Origin of the sequence: Nonomuraea sp. NPDC050202 (assembly GCF_040656115.1) — a bacterium.
GTDB lineage: Bacteria > Actinomycetota > Actinomycetes > Streptosporangiales > Streptosporangiaceae > Nonomuraea.
The window spans coordinates 362,094-388,054 of sequence record NZ_JBFALF010000001.1 but is presented as its reverse complement, the minus strand read 5'-3'; the positions used below and the strand labels follow the sequence as shown (position 1 = coordinate 388,054).

The window sequence follows — 25,961 nt, the reverse complement described above, 5'->3', positions numbered from 1 at the left end:
AGAGGCGTCAACCTGTTTAGAGTGTCTCCATGTCTGAGAAGTTGCCTGCGAACGCCGTCGTCGTGGAGTCCGCCCTGCGCGCGCTCGGGGCCGGCGGCGAGATCGTGGTCCTGCCCGAGAAGGCGCCCACGGCCGCGACCGCGGCGGCGCAGCTCGGCTGCGAGGTGGGCGCGATCGCCAACAGCCTGATCTTCGACGCCGACGGCGCGCCACTGCTCGTGCTGACCAGCGGCGCGCACCGGGTGGACGTCGACCTGATCGCCCGTACGGCGGGGGTCCAGCGGGTACGCCGGGCGACGCCGGAGTTCGTCAGGCAGGCCACCGGGCAGCCCATCGGCGGCGTGGCCCCGGTCGGGCACCCCGCGCCCGTGCGCACCCTGGTGGACAACTGGCTGGGCAAGCACGAGGTGGTGTGGGCCGCGGGCGGGCATCCGCACACCGTGTTCCCGACGACGTTCGACGAGCTCGTGCGGATCACCGGGGGCACGCCGGTGGACGTCGAGTAGTGTGCGACGAGTGATCGAGTTTCGCGGGGCGGGGCCGGCAGAGTTCACCGAGCGGCTGGAGACGGTGATCGACATTTACACGGCGGCCATGAACCCGCCGGAGGAGCAGATCACCGGCCGCAAGACCATCATGCGAAATCACGCGACATATCCCCATTTTCAGTGCTATTTCGCGGAATTGCGTGATTCATCCCCAGATATGCCTGCCCCGGAACCCCGAACCGTCGGCTTCGCGTACGGGTTCCGGGGCGCGCCCGGGCAATGGTGGCACGACGTCGTCCTCCGGGGCCTGACCGACCGGCTGGGCGAGGAGGCGGCGAACGCCTGGATGGGGCACGCGTTCGAGCTGGCCGAGATCCACGTGCACCCCGACTACCAGGGCAAGGGCATCGGCCGCGCCATGATCACGACGCTGTGCGCCGGCCGCCGCGAGCGCTCGGCCGTGCTGTCCACCCACGACCAGCCCACGGCCGCCCGCCACCTCTACGCCAGCATGGGCTTCAGCGACCTGCTGACGAGGTTCCTCTTCCCCGGCGGCTCGGAGGAGTACGCGATCGCGGGCCGCCCGCTCCCCTTGACCTGAGCTGGTAAAGCTGTGACCTGTGGGTTTGCCGTGCCATGACACCGGGCACGATCAATGACAGAAAGTAGCCGACCCTTTACCCGCTGTCCGTCCTTCCCCTGCCCGTCACCCGCCCGGTCCCCCTGCGGGCGGGTGGCGGGCATCCGCTCACGCGGAGGCGGGCAGCGGCTCCAGCCGCTGGAACACCTCGCGGGACGCGCTCGACCGGTTGAACGTGATGAAGTGGATCCCCGGCGCGCCCTCGTCGAGCAGCCGCTGGCACAGCTCGGCCCCGTGCTCGATGCCCAGCCGCCGCACCGCGGCCGGATCGTCCTTGACGGCCTCGAACCTGGTCGCCACGTCGGGCGGGAACGGCGCCCCGGAAAGCTGCTCCGACCTGGCGATCGTGCTCATCTGCGTGACCGGCATGATGCACGGGATGATCGGCGTGTCACAGCCCTGGGCCACCACCCGGTCGCGCAGCCGCAGGTAGTCGTCGGCCTGGAAGAACATCTGGGTGATCGCGTAGTCGGCCCCCGCCCGGCACTTGCGGACGAAGTAATCGGTGTCGGACTCGATGGACGGCGAGCGCGGGTGCTTGTACGGGAAGGCGGCCACGCCGACGCAGAAGTCGCCCGCCTGCCGGATCAGCCGCACCAGCTCCTCGGCGTAGAGCACGCCGTCGGGGTGCTGCACCCACTCGCCCATGGGGTCGCCGGGCGGGTCGCCGCGGACGGCCAGGATGTTGCGCACCCCGGCGTCGGCGAAGCGCCCCACGAGGTGACGCAGCTCGCGGATCGAGTGGTTGACCGCGGTGAAGTGCGCCACAGGGGTGAGCGTGGTGTCGTGGGCGATCCGCTCGACGATGTCGACCGTGCGGTCGCGGGTGGAGCCGCCGGCGCCGTACGTCACCGACACGAAGGTCGGCCGCAACGACTCCAGCTCCCTGATCGCCCGCCACAGCTGCCGCTCGCCCTCGTCGGTCTTCGGGGGGAAGAACTCGAACGAGAACGACCGGCCACCGGAGGCGAGCATCTCGCGGACGGTGGGAACACGATCGGGCCGGATGGAGGGTCGACCAAGCGCCATGAGGCAAGGTTACAGTCACATCCTCGAACCGGCGGGTGACAGGAGCTACCTGGAGATCCGGACCTGTCCCCGGGGCCACTAGTCTCAGGGGCATGACCACTGACGCCGCCGGCATGGAGACCCTGCGCGCCCAGGTGGAGCGTGCCCTCGCCGAGTTCGTCGAGCGGAAGCTGCCCTCCGCCGACGACTCCGAGTTCGCTCCGCTGCGCACGGCAGCCGACGAGCTGCTGTCCGGCGGCAAGCGGCTGCGCCCGGCGTTCTGCTACTGGGGCTGGCGCGGCGCCGGCGGCACCGACGTGCCCGGCATCTTCACCGCCGCGGCCTCGCTGGAGCTGCTCCAGGCCAGCGCCCTCGTGCACGACGACGTGATGGACAAGAGCGACCTGCGCCGCGGCATGCCGTCCGCGCACCGCCGCTTCCAGGCGATGCACGAGAAGTCCGGCTGGTACGGCTCGGCCGAGCAGTTCGGCGAGGGCGCGGCGATCCTGCTCGGCAACCTGCTGCTGATCTGGTCGGGCGAGATGTGGCGGGCCAGCGGGCTGCCGCGCGAGTCCCTGGAGGCGGCCCAGCCCGTCCACGACCACATGCGCAGCGAGCTGATGTGCGGGCAGTACCTCGACCTGCTGGAGCAGGCCAACGGCGAGAACACGTTCGAGTCGGCGCTGCGGGTGGCGCTGTTCAAGAGCGGCAAGTACTCCGTGGAGCAGCCGCTCAGGCTCGGCCTCACGCTCGCCGGCCGCGAGCTCGCGCCGTGGATGGACGAGCTGTGCACCGGGTACGGGCGGCGGGTCGGGATCGCCTTCCAGCTCCGTGACGACATTCTCGGGGTGTTCGGCGACCCGGCGCAGACGGGCAAGCCCGCGGGGGACGATCTGCGGGAGGGCAAGCGCACGATGCTCGTGGCCCGCACGCTGGCCGCCGCCTCGCCCTCGGACGCCGAGACCGTGCGGCAGCTGCTCGGGGATCCCGAGCTGGACGAGGCCGGGGTCGCCACGCTGCGGGAGATCATCGACGGCACGGGGGCGCTGCAGGAGTGCGAGGACCTGATCGGCGACTACCTCGGCCAGGCGCTGGCGGCCCTCGATACGGCCCCGGTCACCCCGGAGTCCCGGGCGGCGCTCACCGAGCTCGCCATCGCCGCCACCTCCCGCAAGACCTGACCCGCCACGCGCCCGCCGCTGCCCGCGAGCACCGCATGTCACGCTGACGCAGCTCGCGGGCCATACAGGTCACGCGGGCCTCACGTCACGCATGCCTCACCTGTCACGCTGGCCTCGCCAGTCACGAAGGCTTCACCGGTCACCTGCGCACCGCGAGTCTCGCGGGCACCGCGACTCATGAGGTGCGGGGCCGCGCAGGTTGGAGGCGCCCGCGGCGAGAGCGGGCGCCCCGGTGCTCAGCCGGCCGACAGCCGCTTGGCGAACTCCGCCGCCGCCGCCCCAGGGTCGTCGGCATCGGTGATCGCCCGTACCACCACCACGCGCCGCACCCCGTACGACATCACCTCGTCCAGGTTGCCGAGGTCGATGCCGCCGATCCCGAACCACGGCCGCGAGGTCTCCAGCGCCGCCGCGTGCCGCAGCAGTGACGGGCCGGGAGCCGGGCGGCCCGGCTTGGTCGGGGTGGGCCAGACGGGACCGCAGCAGAAGTAGTCGACGCCCTCCTCCACAGCCGCGGCGGAAGCCTCGGCGGCGGAGTGGGTGGACCTTCCGATGACGATGTCGTCGCCGAGTATCTCTCGCGCGACCGTCACAGGAAGGTCGTCCTGCCCCAGATGGAGCACGTCGGGCCGGGCGGCGTAGGCGATGTCCGCCCGGTCGTTGACGGCCAGCAGCTTGCCGTGCCGGTCGCAGGCGTCGCGGAAGACTTCGAGGAGCGCGAGTTCTTCGCCGGCCTCCAGGCCCTTCTCCCGCAGCTGGATGATGTCCACGCCCCCGGCCAGCACCGAATCGAGGAACTCTGCCAGATCGCCGCGGTCGCGGCGGCCGTCTGTGCAGAGATAGAGGCGGGCCTCAGAAAGCGAGGGCTTGGGCACGCCGCTTGACCTCTGTGTGACGGCCGGCCTTGATCGCCTCGATGGGCGACCCTGGCAGGGACTCGTCTGGGGTGAAGAGCCAGCGCAGCGACTCGACATCGTCGTAGCCGGCGTCCTGCAACACGGTCAGTGTGCCGGGCAGGCCCTTCATCACGTCCTTTCCATCGAGGAACACCGCGGGCACCTGCGGCCCGCCGCTGCCCCGGCGCACGCCGAGGAGCTTGTGGTCCCGGAGGAGTTGCTTGGCCCGCCCGATCGGGAGATCCAGGCGCGAGGCCACTTCGGGGAGCGTGAGCCACTCGTCAACGAGCTGGTCGGTCTCCCGGTCGATCTGTGCAACAGAAAGCGTCACGAAACCACAACTACCACATGCCGTGCTTGCTCAAACAACACAATCCCGTAGGGGTACTTGTGGATCTACCAGGCGTTCCGCGTCGAGGCGCGCGCCCGCGTCGATGAGCCGGCGCCCCTGTACGAGGTCGCGGGGCCGGTCCACGGCCAGCACAGCGGCCAGAGTGCCGTCGCCGGCGAGCCACACGGCCGACCACTTGCCCTCGGGTTCGCCGCGATAGACGAGCCGGTCACCCGCGGGATGGTGGCCGGCGTACTGGAGCATGTGACCGAACTGCTCCGACCAGAAGTACGGCACCGGGTCGTACACCGCCTCCTCCCCCAGGAGCGTCGCGGCGGCGACCTCGGGGGCGTTGAGCGCGGTGTCCCAGTGCTCCACCCGCAGCCTGGTCCCCCAGCGGCGCGACCACCAGGCGGCGCAGTCGCCGACCGCGACGACGCCGGGCAGCGACGTGCGCAGGTGCTCGTCGGTGACGACGCCGTTGTGCAGGTCGATGTCGGCGTCGGCGAGCCATTCGACGGCCGGGCGCACGCCGATGCCGGTGACCACCACGTGGGCCTCGACGAACTCGCCGCCCACCAGCCGCACGCCGCCCTCGTCCACGGAGTCGACCATGGTGCGCAGCCGCAGGTCGATGCCGTCGTACCAGGGCAGCGTGCGCCCCCCGAGCTCGGCGCCGACGGCGGTCGAGAGCGGAGCGGGGGCGGACTCGACGACCGTCACCGCGCAACCGGCGCGGCGGGCCGCGGTGGCGACCTCGGCGCCGATCCAGCCGGCGCCGATGATCGCGACCCGGGCGCCAGGGACGAGCATGGCGCGCAGCTCGTGGGCGTCGTCGATGGTGCGCAGGACGTGCTGGGGGCCGTCGCCGGGCAGCCGGATCGGGTCGGCACCGGTGGCGATGACCAGGCCGTCGTAGGCGACCTCGCCCTCGGTGGTCTCCACGACGCCCGCGCGCAGCGACTTGGCGCCGACGCCCGGCCAGAATTCGACGCCGAGCCCGTCGAGGTCGGTGTCGACGAAGCTGCTGTCGGCCTCGCCCTTCAGCACCGCCTTGGACAGCGGCGGGCGGTCGTAGGGCCGATGCCGCTCCTGCCCGATCAGCGTGATCCGGCCGGTGAAGCCGCGCCCGCGCAGGGCCTCCACCGTACGCACTCCGGCCAGGCCCGCTCCCACCACCACGACATGGTTCACGGTGATGACCATAACGGGGGGCGTGCTCGGACGTCGCACCGAGGCCGTAGGCTGTTCGGGTAAGACGCGCGGGAGTCCGGCCGTAACCGGGCTGAGAGGAAGGCTTTGCCGGGCCTTCGACCGCAAGACACCTGATCCGGATCATGCCGGCGAAGGGAGCGCAAGTGGATGTGATCGTGGGTGGCGGGGTCGTCGGGCTCTCCGTGGCCTGGCGGATGGCACGCGCGGGGCGGCCCGTCACCGTGGTCGACCCGGCCCCCGGCAGGGGGGCCTCGTACGCGGCGGCGGGGATGCTGGCCCCGGTCAGCGAGGTGACCTACACCGAGGCGCCACTGCTGCGGCTGGGGGTGGCCTCGCTGCGCCGCTGGCCCGCCTTCGCCGCCGAGCTGGCCGCCGACGCCGGCCTGGCCGGGGACACCGGGCCGGGACCAGGCGCCCGACCGGGACCAGGCGCAGTGCCGGGATCGGGCGCGATGCCGGGACGAGACTCAGCGGCGGGACCAGGCTCAGCGCCGGGATCGGGTGCCGGCACGAGATCCGGCGGCGGGCCGGGATCGGGCGACGGGCTGCGGTTCCCCGAGGTGCGCGGGCTGGACCTGCGGGCGGACGGGACGCTGGACGTGGCGTTCGGGGCCGACGACATGGCGGCACTGGACGAGCTGGCCGCGTACATGGAGAAGCTGGGGCTGCCGGTCGAGCGGCTCACCGGGCGCGAGTGCCGCCGCCTGGAGCCCATGCTGGCCCCCTCCGTCCGCGGCGGCCTGCTGGCGCCCGGCGACGCGTGGGTGGACCCGCGCCGCGTGACGGCGGCCCTGCTGGCCGCGCTGGAACGGCTGGACGTCCCTCTGGTGCGGGCCCGGGCGACCGAGCTCCTGTACGAGGGCGGCCGGGTCGTGGGGGTCCGCCTCGCTCCCCCGGGCTCCGAGGACGGCCCGGGCCGCCAAGACCTCCCGGCCCACCCGTACACCACCGGCCCGAACACGACCGGCCCGGACATGACCGACCCGGACGCCACCCGGCGGGGCCCAACCCGCCGCGACGCCACCGGCCGGGAGACCACCTGGCGGGCAACCACCGGGCGGGACGCCACCCATCGGGACGCCTGTCCCCCCGAGGTGCGGGGCGAGCGGGTCGTGCTGGCGGCGGGGGCGTGGAGTGCCGAGCTGGCCGAGGTGCCGGTGCGGCCGGTCAAGGGGCAGATCATGCGGCTGCGCTCGCCGCAGCCGCTGCTCAGCCGGTGCGTACGCGGCACCGTGCACGGCTCGTCCGTCTACCTGGTCCCCCGGGGCGACGGCGAGCTCGTGGTCGGGGCCACGCAGGAGGAGATGGGGTTCGACACCAGGGTGACGGCCGGCGGGCTCTACGAGCTGCTGCGGGACGCCAGGGAGCTGGTGCCGGGCGTCACCGAGCTGGAGGTCGCCGACGTGGTGGCGGGGCTGCGTCCGGGGACGCCGGACAACCTGCCGCTGATCGGCCCGGGCGGGACGCCGGGGCTGGCGTACGCGACCGGGCACCACCGGGGCGGCGTGCTGCTCGCCCCGCTCACGACCGCGATCCTGCTGGGCGAGGAGAGCGAACTGGCGGCGCTGTGCGCGCCGGGGAGATTTCGGGAAATTTCATGATTGTTGTCATCAACGGCTCCACCCACGAGGTGGCCGACGGCACGACTGTGGCGCAGGCCGTACATACGCTGACCTCGGCCACCACCGGAGTGGCCGTGGCCGTGAACGACGAGGTGGTCACGCGCGGCGCCTGGGAGACGACGGCGCTGCGCGACCGTGACCGCGTGGAGGTTCTGACGGCGGTGCAAGGTGGATGATCTGATCATAGCCGGGGAGAAGTTCTCCTCCCGGCTCATCATGGGGACAGGCGGCGCGCCCTCGCTGGAGGTGCTCGACCAGGCGCTGGTGGCGTCCGGCACCGAGCTGACCACGGTGGCGATGCGCAGGCTCGATCCCGGCGCCCGCGGCTCCGTGCTGGACGTGCTGCGCGAGCGCGACATCAAGGTGCTGCCCAACACGGCGGGCTGCTTCACCGCGGGCGAGGCCGTGCTGACGGCCCGGCTGGCCAGGGACGCCCTGGGCACCAACTGGGTCAAGCTCGAGGTGATCGCCGACGAGCGCACGCTGCTGCCCGACCCGATCGAGACGTTCGACGCGGCCGAGCGGCTGGTGGCCGACGGGTTCGTGGTGCTGCCGTACATCGGCGACGACCCGGCGCTGGCGCGGCGGCTGGAGCAGGCCGGCTGCGCGGCCGTGATGCCCCTGGGCGCGCCGATCGGCTCGGGCCTGGGCATCCGCAACCCGCACAACATCGAGCTCATCGTGGAGGCCGCCTCCGTGCCGGTGATCCTCGACGCCGGCATCGGCACGGCCAGCGACGCCGCGCTGGCGATGGAGCTGGGCTGCGACGCCGTGCTGCTGGCCACGGCCGTCACCAGGGCGCAGCGGCCCGACCTCATGGCGTCGGCGATGAAGGCGGCCGTGGTGGCCGGTCGGCTGGCGCGGCAGGCGGGCCGCATCCCGCGCCGCCGCTACGCCGAGGCGTCGTCCCCGATGACGCCGTAAGGCCCCGAGGCATCGCACGCGCGACGCTGTGAGGCCCGAGGCATCGCACCTGCGACGCTGTTAAGCCCGAGGCGTCGCACCCCGCGGCGCCGTGAAGCCGGGAGCACCACCGATGCGGCCGTGGCCTCAGGGGCCGCTGGGGCCGTGAGGCCGGGGCGGAGGCGTTCGGACGGGAACGTCTCCGCATCGGTTTCGGGCGCCGAGGCCATGCCGGTGGCAAAACGCCCGTAAACTCAGCGGGGTGGATACGACGACTGCGGACCCCCTGGTCGGGCGGCTCCTCGATGGGCGCTACCGCATCGAGAGCCGGATCGCCCGGGGCGGTATGGCGACCGTCTACCTCGCGCTGGACATCCGGCTCGACCGGACGGTGGCGCTGAAGGTCATGCACCGCTCGCTCGCCGAGGACCCGGCGTTCGTCAGAAGGTTCATCGGCGAGGCCAAATCGGTTGCCAGCCTCTCGCACCCCAACGTGGTGCACGTCTTCGACCAGGGCACCGACAACGACGTCGTCTACCTGTCGATGGAGTACGTCCCGGGCCGGACCCTGCGCGACATCCTGCGGGAGCGCGGCAGGCTGCCCGCCCGCGAGGCGCTCGAGATCATGATCCCGGTGCTCGCCGCGCTCGGCGCCGCCCACCAGGCCGGGATGGTCCACCGTGACGTGAAGCCCGAGAACGTCCTGATGACCGACGACGGCCGGGTCAAGGTCGTCGACTTCGGCCTGGCCAAGGCGATCGAGGCGACCAACCAGACCCGTACCGGCGTGATGATCGGCACGGTCGGCTACATGGCGCCCGAGCAGGTCATCACCGGCGCCGCCGACGTGCGCAGCGACGTCTACGCCGCGGGCATCATGCTGTTCGAGCTGGTGACGGGGCAGCAGCCGTACGACGGGGAGACCCCGATGTCGGTGGCCTACCGGCACGTCCACGACACGGTCCCGGCGCCGTCGTCGCTGGTGCCGGAGGTGCCGCCGCTGATCGACACGCTGGTGGCGAGCGCGACCGCCCGCGAGCCGGAGCACCGGCCCGCCGACGCGACCGCGATGCTCGTGGCCGCCGTCGACGCGCACCGCATGCTGCCGCGCACGACCATCCCGCCGGGCACCGGCCCGGTCATGTCGCACTCCCAGCCGCTCGCCGCGCCCCCGGGCACGGCCTCGATGCCGTTCGGCGCGCCGTCGATGCCGCAGCCGGCGCCCGCCCACACGCTGATCCAGCCGCGGGCCGAGGCGGCCGAGCGGCGGCGCGGGTTCCGCCCCAACTGGTTCCTGGTCACGCTCGCCGCCGTGATGGTGGTGGCGGTCGGGCTCACGGGGTGGTACTTCTCCCAGCCCGAGTACGTCATCGTGCCGAACCTGGTCGGCAAGGACCTCACGGCGGCGGAGAAGAACCTCGCGGGCGCCGGGCTGCTGATGCGCAAGGCCGAGGGGCGGTACGACGAGAAGGTGGCGGAGGGCCTGGTCCTCAGCACCGACCCGGCGGCCGACGTCGAGCTGGAGAAGGGCTCCACGATCACGCTGGTGCTCTCGCTCGGACCCAAGCGCATCGTGGTGCCCAACGTCGAGGGCAAGACCCCCAACGAGGCCCGCGCCGAGATCGCGGGGGCCGGGCTGACCGTCGGCGTCGTCAAGCGCCTGGCCAACCCGGAGGTCGAGCGCGACAGGGTGATCCGCACCTCGCCGCAGTCGGGCGAGAGGCTCAAGGAAGGCGCCAAGGTCAACATCTACGTCAGCGCCGGGCTCACCATGCCCGACGTGGGCGGGATGCCGAAGGACCAGGCCGCCGAGTTCCTCAGCCGTCAGGGCTTCCAGGTGCAGGTCAACGAGGTCGACGACGACGCGGAGCCGTGCACGGTCATCGCCCAGGCGCCCAAGGCCAAGGCGGAGGTGGACAAGGGCGCACCGGTCATGGTGACGGTGGCGCGCTGCCAGACCGACATCTGGGACTTCTTCCGCAGGCACGGCGAGGCCAGGGACGGCGACCAGTTCGCCCTGGTGCCCGGGGTGATCGGCAAGAACGTCAACGACGCCAAGGCCGAGCTGGAGGCGCTGGGCTTCCGGGTGCAGGTGCAGCGGCTGGGTGGTGGCGGCGTGGTGCAGTACCAGCGGCCGCTCCCGAACAGCGAGCGCCCGGCCGGCAGCACCGTCTACCTCTGGCAGTGAGCCCGGCGCGCGTGCCCGGCGAGCCGGGCACGCGCGCGGGTCGAGCGCCCGGCCGCCGAGCGCGGGACTGCGGTGCTCCAGGCCGTCGGGCGTCAGGCCAGGTGGCCGTGCAGGCGGACCCTGGCCAGCCCGCCGTCCGGGTAGATGTCCACGCGCACGTGCGTGACCGGCTCCCTGGGCTCCAGGCGGAAGCGGTGCGGCGTGTCGGGCTGGAGGCGGGTCCTGGGCAGGAGCTCGACCTCGCGCTCCCCGTCCAGCCCGGTCAGCGCCACCGCGGCGGGCGCGTTGAACAGCAGGTTGGTGGTGTCGATCTCGGCCAGCCTGACGACGCCGCGCCCGGCCAGCCGGATGACGAGCCAGTCGTTGCCCCCGCCCCGCCGCCGGGCGGTCTCCCACCCTTCCGCCTGGTGCCTGGCCAGGCCGGGCGCGATGACGTTGTTGGGCGCGGAGTAGAACTCGTCGGAGCAGGCGGTGACGAGCCCGCCGTTGGCGAGCGCGGCCAGGTCGAGCCCGAGCCCGTCGTGGACGGTCAGGTCGGGGCGGGCCTCCCCGTGCACACGCAGCCGGGCGACGCCCCCGTCGGGGTGGATGGTGAGCCGTACGTGGGTGTACCGGCCCTCGTCGAGCACCTCGAAGGCGTGCTCGGCGTCCCCTCCGAGCTTCGACAGCGGCACGATCTCCGTCCACGGCGCCGCCAGCACCTCGGCCGGTGACGGATGCCCGCCGACGGACGCGGCCTCCACGGAGGCGTGGGTGGGATAGTTGCCCTTGAACCAGGACGTGTCGATCACCACCCCGCGGATCACGCCCGGCATCCCCAGCCGCACCAGGGCCCAGTCGTGCCCGGGCGCGCGCCTGCGCCGGGTCTCCCAGCCGTCGTACACCTGCCCCTTGTTGCCGAACGTCTCCGGCCGGAAGCCGGGCCTGCCGGGCCTGATCAGGCTCTCCTTCTCGGCGAACGACTCGTCGCTGGCGGCCACCACCGAGCCGCCGAAGGTGCGCAGGGCCAGGTCGGGCAGCGTGGTGAAGGAGCTCATCTATCGCCTTTCCAGGAGCAGTCGTCCGTGCGGCCGGCCGTCCACCGGCCGCCCGCGCAGCCAGGTGGTCAGGACGGCGCCCTTGAGGGTGCGGCCGTGGTAGGGGGTGACGGGGTTCTTGTGGTGCAGGCGGGCGGCGTCGACGAGGGTGTCGGCGGCGGGGTCGAAGGCCACGAGATCGGCATCGTTCCCGGCCTTGATCCCGCCTTTCCCGGGAATGGCCGCCAGGGCGGCCGGGTTGGCCGACATCCAGCGGACCACGTCCCCCAGCCCGTGCCCGCGGCGCGCGGCCTCCGTCCAGACCGCCGTCAGCCCGAGCTGGAGCGAGGCGATGCCGCCCCACGCGGCGGCGAAGTCGGGCACCTTGAGCTCGGCCGTCGAGGGCGAGTGATCGGACACGACGCAGCTCAGCACGCCCCGCGCCAGCCCGTCCCACAGCAGGTCGCGGTTGGCCCGCGAGCGGATCGGCGGGCAGCACTTGTACGCGGTCTCCCCCTCGGGCACCTGCTCGGCCGCCAGCGTCAGGTAGTGGGGGCACGTCTCGGCGGAGACCGGCACGCCGCGGGCCTGGGCCGCCTCCAGCACCTCCAGGCACTCGGCGCTGGAGACGTGCAGGATGTGCACCCGGCACCCGGTCTCCTCCGCCAGCCGCACGACCCGGGCGACGGCGCTGCGTTCAGCGGCGCCCGGCCGCGAGGCCAGGAACTCCCGGTAGCCCGGCCCGCGGGGTTCGGCCAGCAGCTCGGGATCCTCGGCGTGCACGATCACCATCCCGCCGAATCCGGCGACCTCCTCCAGCGCGGCCCGCAACTCGGCGGGGCCGAGCGGCGGGAACTCCTCCACGCCCGACGGCGACATGAAGCACTTGAACCCGTAGACCCCGCGCCCGTGCAGCGCCGCGAGCTCCTTGACGTTCCCCGGCACGGCCCCGCCCCAGAACCCGACGTCCACGTGGCACTGCCCCTCGGCGGCCCGCAGCTTGGCGTCCAGCGCCTCGCAGGAGACGGTGGGCGGCAGGGAGTTGAGCGGCATGTCGACGATCGTGGTGACACCTCCGGCCGCCGCGGCCCTGGTCGCGCTGGCGAAGCCCTCCCAGTGGGTGCGGCCGGGCTCGTTGACGTGGACGTGCGTGTCGACCAGGCCGGGCAGCAGCGCCAGGTCGCGCAGGTCCACCTCCTCGGCCGCGGGCAGGGGCGTGGCGTAGTCGTGCAGGGCGGCGATCCGCTCACCCCGTACGGCGACCGCGGCGGCCCGCTCCCCCTCGGGCGTGACGGTCCTGCGGGATCTGACGACGAGATCGAACGGCGTACCGGACGGGGTCATCCATTGCCCTCCAGGTGACGGTCGGCGGCGAGCCGGGTGGCGAGGCGTTCGAGCAGGGGGCCGGCCTCCGCCATGCAGCGGGCCGGGTCGGGCTCCAGGTCGGTCAGGGCGTAGGCGGCCTCGATGCCCGCCGCCTTCAGCTCGGCGTCGGTGAGCGTGCGGCGCCCGCAGACGGCCACCACGGGCACGCCCGCCCTGGCCGCGGCCTGCGCCACCCCGACGGGGGCCTTGCCGCGCAGCGACTGCTCGTCCAGCGACCCCTCGCCGGTGATCACCAGGCGGGCGCCCTCGACCAGCTCGCCGAACCCGAGCAGGTCGAGCAGGTAGTCGATGCCGGGCCTGATCTCGGCGTGCAGGAACGCCAGCGCCGCGAACCCGACCCCGCCGGCCGCGCCCGCCCCCGGCGCCCCCGCCACGCCCATGGCGCGCACCACGTCGTCGTGCTCCACCGCGCCCATCAGCCCGTGCGTGGCCGTCGCGACGGCGGCCAGGCGGGCCAGCGCCGCCTCCAGCGTCTTCACGTCGTCGGGCGTGGCGCCCTTCTGGGGGCCGTAGACGGCGGCGGCGCCGTGCGGGCCGAGCAGCGGGTTGTCCACGTCGCTGGCCACCACGAACTCCACGCCTGAGACGTTCAGGAAGCCCGACAGGTCGATGCGGGCCAGCTCCTTCAGCGCCGCCCCGCCCCTGGGCAGGTCGTCGCCGCCGGCGTCGAGCAGGCGGGCGCCGAGCGCCTGGGCCATGCCCGCTCCCCCGTCGGTGCAGGCGCTGCCGCCCAGCCCGAGCACCACGCGCTTGGCGCCGCGGCGCACGGCGTCGGCGATCAGCTCTCCGGTGCCGTAGCTGGTGGCGGTCAGGGGCTCGCGGTCGCCGGGCAGGCGGCGCAGGCCGGACGCCTCCGCCAGCTCGACCACGGCGGTGCCGGCGGGCTGCCAGGCGTACGAGGCGGGGACACGCTCGCCGGTCGGCCCGGTCACCTCGATCGTGATCCGGTCGAAGCCGCAGGCCACGGCGGCGTCCACGGTGCCGTCGCCGCCGTCGGCGACCGGGAGCTCCACCGTGGGCACACCCAGCCCGGCCGACACCCGGGCGGCCACCTCGGCGGCGGTCAGCGACCCCTTGAACTTGTCCGGGGCGACCAGAACATGCTGAACCACTACGAACTCCCACCTGATGATGAACAATGTCCAGACACGCCTTCCTGCCCGGTGCGAGCGGGCAGGAAGGCGTGACTCATCATCACATCCCGCGCTCGGCGGGGGCAGACCGCAGGTGGCCGAAGACCGGGCCGTGGTTGCCACGGGTCCGTCGACCGGCGTCTCCAGACGGGCGGTCCTCCGGCTAGGCTCGCCGCAGGAAAAAAGGGGGCGTTTGTGCGGATTTCTCAGGCGCAGCGGCGAGCGCGGCTCGGAGCCCGGCACCGGCTGGCCGGCAAGGCGGCCGGCCCGGAGGAGGCGGCGGCGGCCGTGGTGGCGCTGCACGGCACGGACCCGGCGACGGTGTTCCTGTCGGCGGGCGCGCGCCTGACCGCGCCGGGCCCCGAGCCCGTCGAGCGGGCCCTGTACGCCGACCGCACGCTGGTGCGGATGACCGGCATGCGGCGCACGGTGTTCGTGGTGCCGGCGGAGCTGGTGCCGGTCGTGCACCACTCCTCGGCGCTGGCCATCGCCCGCAAGGAGCGCGCGTCGGTGCTGCGGACGTTCGGCGAGGGCGGCTGGGACGAGGCGCGCCTGAAGGACGTGGAGGCGTCCGTGCTGCGGCTGCTGGCCTCGGGCGAGGCGACGGCTGTCGAGCTGGGCAGGCTGGAGCCGCGGCTGCGCGAGCAGGTCAGGGTGGCCGTGGGCAAGCCGTACGAGGGCGTGGTGAGCATCGGCTCGCGGCTGCTGCCCCTGATGGCGATGGACGGCCTGCTGGTACGGCGGGCCCGCTCGGCCGGCACCTGGGTCAACGGCACCCACTACTGGGCACTGGCGCCGGAGATGGCCGAGCTGACCGTGCACCAGGCGCAGGCGGAGCTGGTGAGCCGGTGGCTGGCGGCGTTCGGGCCCGGCACGGAGGCCGACCTGAAGTGGTGGACCGGCTGGTCGCTCAAGGACGTGCGCCGGGCGCTGGCGGCCGTCGGCGCGGTGACCGTGGAGCTGGACGAGGGCACCGGTCACGTGCTGCCGGGCGACGAGGAGGAGGTCGCCGCGCCCGAGCCGTGGGCGGCGCTGCTGCCCGCGCTCGACCCGACGCCGATGGGCTGGCAGGCGCGCGACTGGTACCTGCCGCGGGAGCACCGGGCCGAGCTGTTCGACCGCAACGGCAACGTGGGGCCGACGGTGTGGTGGGACGGCCGGGTCGTGGGCGGCTGGGCACAGCGGCCGGACGGCGAGATCGTCTGGCGGCTGCTGGAGGACGTGGGCGGGGAGGCCGTGGCCGCGATCGAGGCCGAGGCGGCCGTGCTGGCCGCCTGGCTCGGCGAGGTCAGGGTGACTCCCCGCTTCCGCACCCCGCTGGAACGCGCGCTGTCGTCCCCGTAGGAGACCGTGCGGATCCGTACGAGACCGTGCGGATCCGTACGACCTAGGAGACCGTGCGGATCCGTAGAACCTACGAGACCGTGCGGACGAACTCCTCGAAGGAGTAGCGGCCGTCCTGATCGGAGTCGGCCTCCTGGCTCATCGCGCCGAGCGCCTCCGCCGGGAGGTCGGGGAAGTGCCGCTTCAGCTCGGCCTCGCTGATGTAGCCGTCGCCGTCGGTGTCGATCGAGGCGAACGCAATCTTGAGCTCCGCCAGGCGCTCGTCTGGGAGTTCCGCCGACACGGGACCGCCTTTCCTACTCGTTTCGGACATTCCCACCCTAGTGGGCCCGCCTACCGAGGTGACGTGGCCGTCGGCGGCCTAGTGGATCTGCTCGGCGGCGGTGAAGCCGCGTTCCTCCGCCAGCCGCGCCAGCCGCCGCCGCGCCCGCACCCCCGCGCGTCCCGCCTCGTCCTGGGGAAGCGTGCGCAGCTCGCCGTCGGCCACCACCGTGCGCCCGCCGACCAGCACCCTGGCCAGCGGCGGCACGGGCCCGAAGACGAGCGCGCAGACCGGGTCGGCGACGGCGGCCGTGTAGGGGCCGTCCACCCGCCACAGGGCGATGTCGGCCAGCTTGCCGGGCTCCAGCGAGCCGAGCTCGTGATGACGCCCGAGGTTGCGGGCGCCGCCCAGGGTGGCCAGCTCCAGGGCCTGCCGGGCGGTGAGGGCGCGCGGCCCGTACCTGGCGCGCTGGAACAGCAGGGCCTGCCGCATCTCCCCGGCCAGCGGCGTCAGCTCGGAGGAGGCGCTGCCGTCCACGCCGAGGCCCACGTTCGCGCCGCGTCTGAGCATCTCCGACACCCGGGCGATGCCCGCCCCGAGCCGCCCGTTGGAGGAGGGGCAGTGCGCGGTGCCGGTGCCGGTGGCGGCCAGCTTGCCGATGTCGGCGTCGCTGAGGTGCACGGCGTGCGCCAACCACACGTCCGGGCCGAGCCAGCCCAGCTTCAGCATGTAGTCGACGGGGCGCAGCCCGAACTGCTCGCGGCAGTGCTCGTCCTCGTCGACGGTCTCGGCGAGGTGCGTGTGCAGCCGTACGCCCTTCTCCCTGGCCAGGGCGGCCGACTCGGTCATCAGCTCGGCGCTGGCCGAGAACGGCGAGCACGGCGCGACCGCCACGCGCAGCATGGAGGAGAACGACGGGTCGTGGTAGGCGTCCACGGCCTCGGCGGTGGCGCTCAGGATGTCGTCCAGCTCCTCGACCACCACGTCCGGCGGCAGGCCGCCCTTGGACTGTCCCCGGTCCATGGAGCCGCGCGCCGGGTGGAAGCGCAGCCCGACGGCGCGGGCGGCCTCGATCTCGGCGGCCAGCAGGTCGCCCCTGCCCTTGGGGAAGATGTAGTGGTGGTCGCTGGTGGTGGTGCAGCCCGACAGTGCCAGCCAGCTCAGCCCGGCGGTGGCCGCGCCCTCGACCACGTCGGCGTCCATGGCGGCCCACACCTGGTAGAGCGCCACCAGCCATTCGAACAGCGTGGCGTCCTGGGCCAGCCCCTGCGAGGCCCACTGGTAGAGGTGGTGGTGGGTGTTGACCAGGCCGGGGGTGGCCAGGCAGCCGGTGCCGTCGATCCGGGTGACGCCCGGGGCCTCGGGGGCCGGGCCCGCCGCCACTTCGGCGATCAGGTCACCATCGATGCGGATATATCCGGATTCGTACTCGGGGCCGACGACGGGGGCCACGTGGACGTTCTCGATGATCATCGGGCCTCCTTGCGGGAAGCGGCCAGGCGTACCGCGTCGAGGATCTTCTCGTAGCCGGTGCACCGGCACAGGTTGCCCGCCAGCGCCTCCCTGATCTCGGCGTCCGACGGGCGTGGGCAGCGTCCGAGCAGGTCGTGCGCCTGCACGATCAGCCCGGGCGTGCAGAAGCCGCACTGCACGGCCCCGCACTCCACGAACGCCTCCTGCACCGGGTCGAGCCGGTCGCCGTCGGCGAGCCCCTCGACGGTGCGCACCCGCCGCCCCTCCACCTGCCCGGCGGCGACCAGGCAGGCGCAGACCGGCACGCCGTCCAGGTAGACCGTGCAGGAGCCGCACTCGCCCTGCTCGCAGGCGTTCTTGGAGCCGGGCAGGCCCAGGCGCTCGCGCAGCACGTACAGCAGGCTCTCGCCCTCCCAGACGCCGTCGGCGCTCTCCTCGCGGCCGTTGACGGTGAAGTTCACGCGCATCAGGCGGCCCTCCTCCCCACATGACGTGCCGGCATCAGGCGGCCCTCTTCTCCAGGTGGTCGTTCCAGGCCCAGGTGAGCGTGCGGCGGGCCAGCACACCGATGGCGTGCACGCGGTAGGCGGCGGTGCCGCGCACGTCGTCGATCGGCGCGGCGGCCCGCGCGCACAGCTCGCCGAACCGCTTGACCAGCGCGGGGGCGAGCGGCGCTTCCCAGTCGAGCTCCGCGGCCAGCAGCTCCTCGGCCTCCAGGGCGCGGCGCGGGGTGGGCGCGGCCGAGCCGAGGCCGGTGCCGACCCGCCGCTCGCGCGGGTGCAGCGCGATCGCGAACGAGCACACCGCGATCACCATGGCGTTGCGCGTGCCGACCTTGGAGAAGTACTGCGGCCCCGTGGCGGGGGGCACGTGCACGGCCCTGATCAGCTCGTCCGGCTCCAGCGTGCTGCGCTTGACCCCGCGGTAGAACTCCGTGGCCGGGATCATCCTGACGCCCCGGTCGCGCGACTCCACCTCGACCACCGCCCCGGCGGCCAGCAGCGGCGGATGGCTGTCGCCGGCGGGCGAGGCCGCGCCCAGGTTCCCGCCGACGGTGCCGCGGTTGCGGATCTGCGGCGAGCCGACCGTGCGCGAGGCCTGCGCGAGCCCCGGCAGCGGGCCGCCGAGCTCGTCGACGACCGCCGCGTACGGCACCCCGGCCCCCACCCGGCACAGGCCGCCGGTCATCGACCAGTCACGCAGCTCGGCCACCTGGTTGAGGTCGAGCAGCGCGGGCGGCCTGCGCACGTCGAAGTTGATCTCCACCATCACGTCGGTGCCGCCCTGGATGGGCACCGACTCCGGCTGGTCCGCCTTGGCGGCCAGCGCCTCCTCCCACGTCGTGGGTCGCAGAAAGTCCATCTTCCCTACTCCCAGGCGAATCCGGCGTCGGGGGCGTCGTCGCGCAGCACGCCGCCCTCGATGAGCCCGTACGGCCGGTCGGCGGCGTGGAAGACCTCGTTGTCGTTGTCCAGGCCGAACGGCGACAGGTCCACGGCGAAGTGGTGCTTGTTCGGCATGGACAGCCTGACCTCGCAGATCTCGGGGCAGGTGGTCAGGGCGCGCTCGCCCATGGCGTACAGGGTCTGCTGGAGGGAGAGGCTGTGGGTGCCGGCGAACGCGTCGATCAGGCACCGCCTGACCTCCTCGTACGACTTGGCGTAGGAGGAGGCCTCAGGCGCGGCGTGCCGCCACCGGGCGTTGACGGCGGTGGCCAGGATGCGGTCGGTCGTCGGCTGGAGCGTGGTGTACTCGTCGGTGATGTAGCCGTGGAACTCCGAGCCCGTCGAGTTCAGCACCACCAGGTCCCGCAGGCCGGACAGCACGGTGGTGCGGCCGTCCTCGTCGTGGTGGACCACGCACGTGCGCACCTCGCCGCCGTCGCGCACGAACGAGTGCGGGCCCGCGCGGTTCCAGCCGTACTCCTCGATCGTCACCCTGGCGTGCCGGATCGTGGGTTGCGCGGCGACGAAGTGCCTGGCCAGGCGGAGGGCGAACTCCTCGATCTGGCCGACGCCGTACCGCCTGGCGAAGGCGTACACGGTGTTCTTCTGCGTGTCGGTCGGCAGGACGGCCGAGTTGTCGCCGGTCAGGTGCGCGGCCTCCATGTCGCCCGACAGGGAGGTGCTGACGTTGACGTCCTTGACGTGGTGCACGGGGCCGTCCCTGAGCACGTGGACGAGCCTGGTCTCCGCCTTGCCGTAGCGGTTGGCGCCGAGCTTGACGATCATTCAGCTCCCTCGGTAGGTGGAGTAGGCGTACGGGCTGAGCAGCAGCGGCACGTGGTGATGCCGGTCGGGGTCGGAGATCACGAAGGTGACGACGACCTCCGGGTAGAAGGTGTCCTCCAGGTATCCCCCGGTGTCGAAGACGACCCGGTGCACGCCGGCGCCCGGGTTCCAGCCCTTGATGCGGCCGTCGTCGTCGGTGCGGCCCTCGGCCACGACCTCGCCGTCGTGCTCCAGGCGTACGCGCAGGCCGGCGGCGGGCAGGCCGGTGACCGCGTCGAGCACGTGGGTGGAGAAGCTCATCGCCCCTCCCCCACGAGCCTGCGCAGCCGCAGCCGGGTGATCGCGGCCAGCTCGGCCCGGACGACCGCGCGCTCGCGCTCCTCGTCGTTGCCCAGCCGCTCGCGCAGCCGGGCCAGCATCTCGGCGCCGGTGAGCCCGGTCGCGCAGACGAGGTAGACGTGCCCGAACCGCTCCTCGTAGGCCCGGTTGCCCTCGGCGAGCGCCGCGCGCAGCCCGTCCTCCACGCCCGACTGCTCCTGCCGGGACCACGACGCCTCCCTGCCGCCCCCGCCAGGGCGCTCCCCGATCCTGGGATGGGCGCTCAGCGCCTCCAGGACGTCGTCCCAGGCCAGCTCCAGCACCGCCGCCCCGGCGACGTCGAGCAGCCGCTCCGGATCGGCGTACGGCCGCAGCGCGGCCACCTTCCCGGCGAACGCGCGGGAGGCGCAGCAGGCCAGCAGGTCCGCCTCGGCCTCGGCCGGGGACCGGGCGTTGAAGTCGGTGAGCATGTCAGAAGTACACACACGCGCTTCGTGCCCGGTCCATCCGCCAGAACTCCCAACTCGCGGTCCGGATGCCGGACACTTTTCGTGTCATGCTCCAATCACGGCCGGTGGGCGCGTGTCGCCGCGACGGAAACGGTCAGGGGCTGCGCCTACACTGAGAGCCATCATGACCCCAACTTCCCTGATCGGCGGACACGTGTCCGTGACGGGCGGCCTGGCGACGGGCGGCCTCAAGTACATGGCCGAGATCGGCGCCGAGATGATCCAGGTCTTCGTCACCAACCCGCGCGGCTGGGCGCTCAACGACGGCAAGCCCGACGAGGACGCCAAGCTGGCCGAGTCGGGGGTGGTGGCCTTCATCCACGTGCCCTACCTGGTCAACTTCGGCTCGCCCAGCCCGGAGACGCTGGCCAACTCCATCGCGGTCGTACGCCACGCGCTGCGCCGGGGGGTGGAGACCGGCGCCCAGGGGGTCGTGGTGCACACCGGCTCGGCGGTGACGCAGTCGCGTGACGACGCGCTGCGGCAGTTGCACGACAACCTGCTGCCGCTGCTCGACGAGATCCCCGAGGGCGGGCCCGACCTGCTGCTGGAGCCGATGGCCGGCCAGGGCGCCATGCTGTGCGCCACCGTCCAGGACCTCGAGCCCTACCTGGCCGCCCTCGACTGGCATCCGCGGGCCTGCGTCTGCCTCGACACCTGCCACGCCTTCGCCGCCGGTCACGACCTGGCCGCCGAGGGCGGGGTGCGGGAGACGTTCGACGCGCTGCACGCGATCGTGCCGGGGCGGCTCAAGCTGATCCACGCCAACGACTCCAAGGACGTGTGCGGCGCCAAGAAGGACCGCCACGAGAACATCGGGGCGGGGCACATCGGCGCCCAGCCGTTCGCCGACATGATGCGGCACCCGGCGGTGGCCGGCGTGCCGATCTGCATCGAGACGCCGGGCAAGGCCCCCAAGAACGCCGAGGACATCGCGCTGCTGAAGAAGCTCAGGGACGGCTGAGCGGAACAAGCCCGCGAGCGGGCGGTGACCACCGGGAGCCCGGGGGCGCCGATGCGCCGGGGATAAATCCCCCACCGGAGCGACAACCGTGATAGGGGCACCCGCTCACGCGATCCGACCGCCCCCGAAGGCCGGATCGCGGGGCCGCCGGCAGCGGCCTCAGCGGGCGCCCCTTCACGTTCGGCATGGCGGGCCCCACCCCCCGGTAAGGGGCCCGACAGCCGCGGCGACCTGCGCGTCGCCGGTGAACCCCGCGCACCGGACCTCTCGATGAGCCTCGCGGCCCGTCCCCCCGATGCGCCGGGATGGCTTCCGATGCCGAAACACTACGGTTGCGATCTTGTGGGCGAAACCCTGTTTACGGACAGCTCGTCGAACGGTCCGTAGTCATCGATATACGGAGAGTGGTGTTACGACGAGCGGTCGGCGCCACGCGACGAGCGGTAGGTCAGGGGGCCCGCAAGATGCTCGGGCACATGCATCCTGGTCATCATCCGGCCCACCACTCGCGGCACTCGACCCGGTGTGACCAGGGATATCACCACCATGGTGGCGAAGGAGACCGGCACCGCGACCGGTGCGGGGCAGGAAGTCAGCGCGCCCGTCTTCACGCCTGCCTCCTCCGCGATCACAAGCACCGCCGTCACACCCCCACCGGCCGCGAACCCGGCCGCGACGCCCACGTCCGTCAGCCGCCGCCACCAGATGCCGAGCACCAGCATCGGGCAGAACGTGGCCGCGGAGAGGCTGAGGCCCAGGAGCACGAGCGCCACGGACACGCCCGGGCCGGTGACCGCCGTCAGGGCCAGCCCGGCCAGCATGACGGCGAGCACGGCCGCGCGGAACGACCGCATCCCCGGCCGCGGCACGCACGCCGACAGCGCGCCCCCGACGGCCACCAGCACGCCGCCGGAGGTGGCCAGGAAGGCCGCGAACGCCCCCGCCGCCAGCAGTCCCGTCAGCACGTCCCCCACGGCCCCGGAGAGCAGCCTGGCGGGCAGCAGGAGCACGATCTCGTCCGCCGCGGCGCCCCGCACGTGAACGCTCCCCAGGATCCCGTACAGCGGCGGCACGACGCCGAACAGGGCCAGCATGACCTGGGTGGCCACGATCGAGCGCCGGGCGCCGCGCCCGTCCCTGCTGGTGTAGACGCGCACGATCACGTGCGGCAGCCCCATCGTGCCCAGCGCGCAGGCCACCAGCACCGACAGCACCCCGGGCAGCGACGGGTCGCCGGCCCCCGCCAGCCCCCCGCCGCCGGCCCGGTAGGCCCCCTCCAGCCAGGTGACGGGCCCAGTGACGAGCGAGGTGCCGGCCATCCCCCAGCACACCGCCCCGACCCCGAGGAACACCGCCAGCTTCAGCCAGAACTGCGCGGCCTGCACGCTCGTCACGCTGCCCAGCCCGCCGGCGAGCGCCATGGTCAGCGCCGCCACCGCGACGGCCGCCCAGCCCAGCCACGGCGGCAGCCCGGTCAGCAGCCGCACCACCACCCCGGCGGCGTGGAGCTGGGCGACCAGGAACGCCAGCCCGACGGCGAGCACCAGACAGGTGGCGAATCGGCGCAGCGGCGCCGAGCGCAGCCGCCATTCGGCGAAGTCGGGCAGCGTGTACGTCCCCGACCGCCGCAGCGGCGCGACCACCAGGGCCAGGATGACGACGAACCCGGCGGCGGCCCCCGCCGGGTACCACAACATCGGCGAGCCGTGCGTGGCGATGAGCCCGGCCGTGCCCAGGCAGGCGGCGGCCGAGGTGAACTCGGAACTGATCGCGGCGCCGTTCCACCAGGGGGGAACCGCCCTGGCCGCCACGTAGAAGTCGCAGGCGCCGCTGGAGCGGCGCGGTCGCGCGGCGCCCACCATGACGCCCAGAACCAGCACGTAGGCGATCCCGGTCAGCACCGCGACGGTCATCTCTCCAGCCGCTCCGCCCGCCTGAGCTGCAGCAGGGACAGGCCCACCCAGGCGCACTGGACCGCCACCGACAGCGCCACCCAGGCCCAGAGCCCGGGCACCCGCGCGGCGAGGACCGGCACGCCCACCAGCAGCCCGGCCACGGCGCCCACGGTGCGCAGCGCCTGCCGTAACTGCAGGCCGACGATGGCGGGCACGCCGGGCGGGCCGCCGGGCGGGCCACCGGGCAGGTCGCCGGGCGGGCACGGCGTGCCGCGGCCGGCGAGTACGGGAGGCCGCCGCGACACGACGACGCGGCGCCCGCCCGTCACGAGATCACTCCCCTGTGCTGGCGCACGAGCTGCTCGCGCACCTGACGGCTGTGCCTCCTGCTGACCTGCAGCGTCTCGGTGCCTACGGTCAGCGTCACCCGCCCTCCCTCGAACCTGAGCTCGCTGACGTGCCGGCCGGAGACGAGCGTGCTGCGGTGGATGCGGATGAACCCGGCATCCGACCAGCGCCGCTCCAGCGCGGCCAGCGACATGCGCACCAGGTAGCTGCCGTCGACCGTGTGCAGGCGCACGTAGTCGCCCTTGGCCTCGGCGAACCAGACGGCCTGCTGCGGCACGAACCTGGTGCGCCCGCCCAGCTCGACCGGGATCACGTCGTCCTGGCCCGGCTCGGGGACCGGGCTGGTGGCGGCCTCCAGCCTGCGCACCGCCTCGGACAGGCGCTCGGCCCTGACGGGTTTGAGCAGGTAGTCGACCGCCTCCAGCTCGAACGCCTGCACCGCGCACTCCTCGTGCGCCGTGACGAACACCAGCCTGGGCGGGCTGGGGAAGCCGCCGACCAGCCTGGCCAGGTCGAGCCCGTCGAGGCCGGGCATCCGGATGTCGAGGAACACCCCGTCGAGCCGTTCCCCGCCGCCGATCATCTGGACCATGTCCTGCAGCGCCGTGACGCCGTCGGCCGCGGTCGTGACGTGTTCGATTCGGTCGTCCTGGCGCAACAGGTAGGCGAGCTCTTCCAGAGCAGGCACTTCGTCGTCAACGGCCAGAACTCTCAGCATGTCCACCACGCTGTCGTATGAAAGCAGAGGTTACCAGCGCCACGCTAGCACAGGGTAAGGAATTGACTACAAAGAGCTAAGTTGTGCCTTGGGTACGCGCAGCCGGACCTTGGTGCCGGCGCCCAGCGCCGTCTCCACGACGAGGCCGTAGCCGTCGCCGTAGATCTGGCGCATGCGCAGGTCCACGTTGGCCAGGCCGATGCCGCTGCCCTCGCGCGCCGGGTCCTCGTCCAGCATGCGCCGCGCGCACTCGGGGTCCATGCCGGCGCCGTCGTCCTCGACCGTGATGTGCGCCTCGGGGCCCGCGTCGCGCACCACGACCCGCACCTCGCCGGGGCCGCCGCGCCCGGCCATGCCGTGCTTGATGGCGTTCTCGACCAGCGGCTGCAGGCACAGGAACGGCACCGGCACCGGCAGCACCTCCGGGGCCACCTGCATGCTGAAGCGCAGCTTGTCGCCGAAGCGGGCACGTTCCAGCAGCAGGTAGCGGTCCACGCAGGTCAGCTCGTCGGCCAGGGTGGTGAAGTCGTGCGCCCTGCGCAGCGCGTACCGGGAGAAGTCGGCGAAGTCGAGCAGCAGCTCGCGGGCGCGCTTGGGGTTGGTGCGGACGAACGAGGCGATCGTCGTGAGCGCGTTGTAGACGAAGTGCGGCGAGATCTGCGCGCGCAGGGCGCGCATCTCCGCCTCCAGCGCGCGCCGCCTGGAGGCGTCGAGCTCGGCCAGCTCGAGCTGGCCGGAGACCCAGCGGCCGACCTCGGTCACGGTACGCACGAGCGCGGCGCTCACCTCGCCGTCGAAGGCCGCCAGCACGCCCACCACGGTGCCGTCCACCGTCAGCGGCACCGCCACGGCACCCAGGTCCGGCCCCTGCGGCTGCCCGGGGAAGACCTGGGCCCGCCCGGCGGCCAGCGTGGCGCGGGCGTAGGTGAGCACGTCGTCGGTGCACGGCCCGTCCCACGCCAGCGCGGCCTCCGTCGAGGTGATCGCGACGGCGGAGGTGCCGAGCAGGGTGCGCAGGTGCCGCACGGCCTTGCGGGCGGAGTCGCGGTCGAGCCCCGAGCGCAGCGCCGGGGCCGCCATCGCGGCGATGTGCAGCGTGGTGTACGTCGCGTCGTCCGCCCTGTGGGCCTCTGCCGGCACCGCCCGGCCGCGCCACGGCGCGCGGGCGAGCCCGTAGCCCAGGAGGAAGGTCAGAGAGCACAGCGCCACGCACACGGTGGTCAGCATGCTGGAAACCGTAACCAATAACGGAGCGTGCCCGGGGGAAAACCGGGAGTTGCGTCAGGGTGGGCCCTCTCCGGGTTCTTCCTGGTAGGAGTAGCGCTGCTCGCGCCAGGGGTCGGCCACGTTGTGGTAGCCGCGCTCCTCCCAGAAGCCCCTGCGGTCCTCCAGGAGGTATTCGATGCCGCGCACCCATTTGACGCTCTTCCACGCGTACAGGTGGGGCACCACGATGCGCAGCGGGAAGCCGCGCTCGGGGCTGAGCGGCTTCTCGTCCAGCTCCATGGCGAACAGCGTGCCGGGCGCGGTGAAGTCGGACATCCGCAGGTTGGCGCTGTAGCCGTACTCGGCCCAGATCATCACGTGGCGCACGCCGGGATCGGGCGGGGCGGCCTCGATGATCGTGGCAGGGGTGACGCCGCGCCACTCGTTGGCCATCAGGGAGAACTTGGTGACGCAGTGGAAGTCGTCGATGTGCGTGGTGCGCGGCAACCGCTCGAACTCGCCCCAGTCGAAGCGGTGCTCCTCGCCCGAGGCGGTGGCCCCGAACACCCGGAAGTCCCAGCTCTCCGGCTTGAACGCGGGCACCCTGCCGTAGTGGATCACGGGCCGGCCGCGCGGGACGTACTGGCCTGGAGGCAGGCGCGACTCCTCCACGATCACTCCCCTCA

General features: G+C 73.1%; 28 protein-coding genes and 1 riboswitch. Of the genes, 9 read left to right on the top strand and 19 right to left on the bottom strand.

What is annotated here, in order from left to right; genetic code table 11:
* The first annotated feature begins 29 nt into the window (after positions 1-29).
* Together AB0I79_RS02005 and AB0I79_RS02000 are read left to right on the top strand one after the other, a co-directional pair.
* Positions 30-506 (top strand): YbaK/EbsC family protein, encoded by a 477-nt coding sequence (locus AB0I79_RS02005; RefSeq protein WP_357865902.1) that lies wholly within the window; start codon positions 30-32, stop codon positions 504-506.
* A gap of 10 nt (positions 507-516) precedes the next feature.
* Positions 517-1,089: a GNAT family N-acetyltransferase gene (locus AB0I79_RS02000; RefSeq protein WP_357865900.1), complete on the top strand. Its 573-nt coding sequence runs from the start codon at positions 517-519 to the stop codon at positions 1,087-1,089.
* Between the two features lie 147 nt (positions 1,090-1,236).
* Here the strand turns inward: AB0I79_RS02000 and metF are convergent, their stop codons facing one another.
* Positions 1,237-2,157, bottom strand: a complete 921-nt coding sequence (metF, locus tag AB0I79_RS01995; RefSeq protein ID WP_357865899.1) for a methylenetetrahydrofolate reductase [NAD(P)H] — start codon at positions 2,155-2,157, stop codon at positions 1,237-1,239.
* A 92-nt stretch (positions 2,158-2,249) separates the two neighbouring features.
* On the opposite strand from metF, the gene AB0I79_RS01990 reads away from it, so the two are divergent.
* Positions 2,250-3,317: a polyprenyl synthetase family protein gene (locus AB0I79_RS01990; protein WP_357865897.1), complete on the top strand. Its 1,068-nt coding sequence runs from the start codon at positions 2,250-2,252 to the stop codon at positions 3,315-3,317.
* A gap of 236 nt (positions 3,318-3,553) precedes the next feature.
* Here the strand turns inward: AB0I79_RS01990 and thiE are convergent, their stop codons facing one another.
* From thiE to AB0I79_RS01975, 3 genes are read right to left on the bottom strand one after another with little or no spacing between them, the layout of a single operon-like run.
* Positions 3,554-4,192, bottom strand: coding sequence for a thiamine phosphate synthase (thiE, locus tag AB0I79_RS01985; RefSeq protein ID WP_357865896.1), 639 nt, complete (start codon positions 4,190-4,192; stop codon positions 3,554-3,556).
* Positions 4,170-4,544 (bottom strand): Rv2175c family DNA-binding protein, encoded by a 375-nt coding sequence (locus AB0I79_RS01980; RefSeq protein ID WP_225273880.1) that lies wholly within the window; start codon positions 4,542-4,544, stop codon positions 4,170-4,172. Before AB0I79_RS01980 ends, thiE begins: the two co-directional genes overlap by 23 nt.
* 30 nt (positions 4,545-4,574) lie before the next feature.
* Positions 4,575-5,738: an FAD-dependent oxidoreductase gene (locus tag AB0I79_RS01975; RefSeq protein ID WP_357865895.1), complete on the bottom strand. Its 1,164-nt coding sequence runs from the start codon at positions 5,736-5,738 to the stop codon at positions 4,575-4,577.
* Positions 5,739-5,796: 58 nt separating this feature from the next.
* A riboswitch (TPP riboswitch) is annotated at positions 5,797-5,913 on the top strand.
* Between AB0I79_RS01975 and AB0I79_RS01970 the strand changes: the two genes are divergently transcribed.
* From AB0I79_RS01970 to pknB, 4 genes are all read left to right on the top strand, one after another.
* Positions 5,903-7,360: an FAD-dependent oxidoreductase gene (locus AB0I79_RS01970; protein ID WP_357865894.1), complete on the top strand. Its 1,458-nt coding sequence runs from the start codon at positions 5,903-5,905 to the stop codon at positions 7,358-7,360. Its footprint overlaps the riboswitch before it by 11 nt.
* The gene (gene thiS / locus AB0I79_RS01965) at positions 7,357-7,557 is read left to right on the top strand and encodes a sulfur carrier protein ThiS (protein ID WP_357865892.1); all 201 of its coding nucleotides are present in this window, start codon (positions 7,357-7,359) and stop codon (positions 7,555-7,557) included. The genes AB0I79_RS01970 and thiS overlap by 4 nt, the downstream gene beginning before the upstream one ends.
* Positions 7,558-7,597: 40 nt before the next feature.
* The gene (locus tag AB0I79_RS01960; RefSeq protein ID WP_357867039.1) at positions 7,598-8,305 is read left to right on the top strand and encodes a thiazole synthase; all 708 of its coding nucleotides are present in this window, start codon (positions 7,598-7,600) and stop codon (positions 8,303-8,305) included.
* Between the two features lie 241 nt (positions 8,306-8,546).
* Positions 8,547-10,472 (top strand): Stk1 family PASTA domain-containing Ser/Thr kinase, encoded by a 1,926-nt coding sequence (pknB, locus tag AB0I79_RS01955; protein ID WP_357865891.1) that lies wholly within the window; start codon positions 8,547-8,549, stop codon positions 10,470-10,472.
* Between the two features lie 92 nt (positions 10,473-10,564).
* Here pknB and alc read toward each other — a convergent pair whose 3' ends face one another.
* From alc to AB0I79_RS01940, 3 genes are read right to left on the bottom strand one after another with little or no spacing between them, the layout of a single operon-like run.
* A complete protein-coding gene (alc, locus tag AB0I79_RS01950; RefSeq protein ID WP_357865889.1) occupies positions 10,565-11,509 on the bottom strand; it encodes an allantoicase in 945 nt (314 codons plus the stop codon).
* Positions 11,510-12,832 carry an allantoinase AllB gene (gene allB, locus AB0I79_RS01945; RefSeq protein WP_357865888.1) on the bottom strand — a complete coding sequence of 441 codons (1,323 nt, stop codon included), beginning with the start codon at positions 12,830-12,832 and terminating at the stop codon, positions 11,510-11,512.
* Complete coding sequence (locus AB0I79_RS01940) at positions 12,829-13,986, bottom strand: glycerate kinase (protein ID WP_357865886.1); 1,158 nt, start codon at positions 13,984-13,986, stop codon at positions 12,829-12,831. The genes allB and AB0I79_RS01940 overlap by 4 nt, the downstream gene beginning before the upstream one ends.
* A gap of 216 nt (positions 13,987-14,202) precedes the next feature.
* Between AB0I79_RS01940 and AB0I79_RS01935 the strand changes: the two genes are divergently transcribed.
* Entirely contained in the window at positions 14,203-15,351 is a 1,149-nt protein-coding gene (locus AB0I79_RS01935; RefSeq protein WP_357865884.1) for a winged helix DNA-binding domain-containing protein, read from the top strand.
* Positions 15,352-15,421: 70 nt separating this feature from the next.
* Here AB0I79_RS01935 and AB0I79_RS01930 read toward each other — a convergent pair whose 3' ends face one another.
* From AB0I79_RS01930 to uraD, 7 genes are all read right to left on the bottom strand, one after another.
* Positions 15,422-15,634, bottom strand: a complete 213-nt coding sequence (locus AB0I79_RS01930) for an EF-hand domain-containing protein (protein ID WP_253746971.1) — start codon at positions 15,632-15,634, stop codon at positions 15,422-15,424.
* Between the two features lie 78 nt (positions 15,635-15,712).
* Positions 15,713-17,086, bottom strand: coding sequence for an 8-oxoguanine deaminase (locus AB0I79_RS01925; protein ID WP_357865883.1), 1,374 nt, complete (start codon positions 17,084-17,086; stop codon positions 15,713-15,715).
* Positions 17,083-17,553, bottom strand: a complete 471-nt coding sequence (locus AB0I79_RS01920) for a (2Fe-2S)-binding protein (RefSeq protein WP_357865881.1) — start codon at positions 17,551-17,553, stop codon at positions 17,083-17,085. Before AB0I79_RS01920 ends, AB0I79_RS01925 begins: the two co-directional genes overlap by 4 nt.
* A gap of 34 nt (positions 17,554-17,587) precedes the next feature.
* Entirely contained in the window at positions 17,588-18,448 is an 861-nt protein-coding gene (locus tag AB0I79_RS01915; RefSeq protein WP_357865880.1) for an FAD binding domain-containing protein, read from the bottom strand.
* Between the two features lie 5 nt (positions 18,449-18,453).
* Positions 18,454-19,317, bottom strand: a complete 864-nt coding sequence (gene pucL, locus AB0I79_RS01910; protein WP_357865878.1) for a factor-independent urate hydroxylase — start codon at positions 19,315-19,317, stop codon at positions 18,454-18,456.
* A complete protein-coding gene (gene uraH / locus AB0I79_RS01905; RefSeq protein ID WP_357865876.1) occupies positions 19,318-19,617 on the bottom strand; it encodes a hydroxyisourate hydrolase in 300 nt (99 codons plus the stop codon). It lies immediately after the preceding gene.
* On the bottom strand, positions 19,614-20,105 hold the full coding sequence (gene uraD / locus AB0I79_RS01900) for a 2-oxo-4-hydroxy-4-carboxy-5-ureidoimidazoline decarboxylase (protein WP_357865874.1): 492 nt from the start codon (positions 20,103-20,105) through the stop codon (positions 19,614-19,616). The genes uraH and uraD overlap by 4 nt, the downstream gene beginning before the upstream one ends.
* A gap of 163 nt (positions 20,106-20,268) precedes the next feature.
* On the opposite strand from uraD, the gene AB0I79_RS01895 reads away from it, so the two are divergent.
* Entirely contained in the window at positions 20,269-21,108 is an 840-nt protein-coding gene (locus AB0I79_RS01895; RefSeq protein ID WP_357865872.1) for a deoxyribonuclease IV, read from the top strand.
* 410 nt (positions 21,109-21,518) lie between these two features.
* On the opposite strand, the gene AB0I79_RS01890 is transcribed toward AB0I79_RS01895, so the two are convergent.
* From AB0I79_RS01890 to AB0I79_RS01870, 5 genes are all read right to left on the bottom strand, one after another.
* Entirely contained in the window at positions 21,519-23,021 is a 1,503-nt protein-coding gene (locus AB0I79_RS01890; RefSeq protein WP_357865871.1) for a cation acetate symporter, read from the bottom strand.
* Positions 23,018-23,332, bottom strand: a complete 315-nt coding sequence (locus AB0I79_RS01885; protein ID WP_357865869.1) for a hypothetical protein — start codon at positions 23,330-23,332, stop codon at positions 23,018-23,020. The genes AB0I79_RS01890 and AB0I79_RS01885 overlap by 4 nt, the downstream gene beginning before the upstream one ends.
* Positions 23,329-24,069 (bottom strand): LytTR family DNA-binding domain-containing protein, encoded by a 741-nt coding sequence (locus tag AB0I79_RS01880; protein WP_080047045.1) that lies wholly within the window; start codon positions 24,067-24,069, stop codon positions 23,329-23,331. Before AB0I79_RS01880 ends, AB0I79_RS01885 begins: the two co-directional genes overlap by 4 nt.
* Before the next feature lie 66 nt (positions 24,070-24,135).
* A complete protein-coding gene (locus AB0I79_RS01875; RefSeq protein WP_357865867.1) occupies positions 24,136-25,296 on the bottom strand; it encodes a histidine kinase in 1,161 nt (386 codons plus the stop codon).
* A 54-nt stretch (positions 25,297-25,350) separates the two neighbouring features.
* Positions 25,351-25,947, bottom strand: a complete 597-nt coding sequence (locus tag AB0I79_RS01870) for a molybdopterin-dependent oxidoreductase (RefSeq protein ID WP_357865866.1) — start codon at positions 25,945-25,947, stop codon at positions 25,351-25,353.
* Between the last annotated feature and the right edge of the window lie 14 nt (positions 25,948-25,961).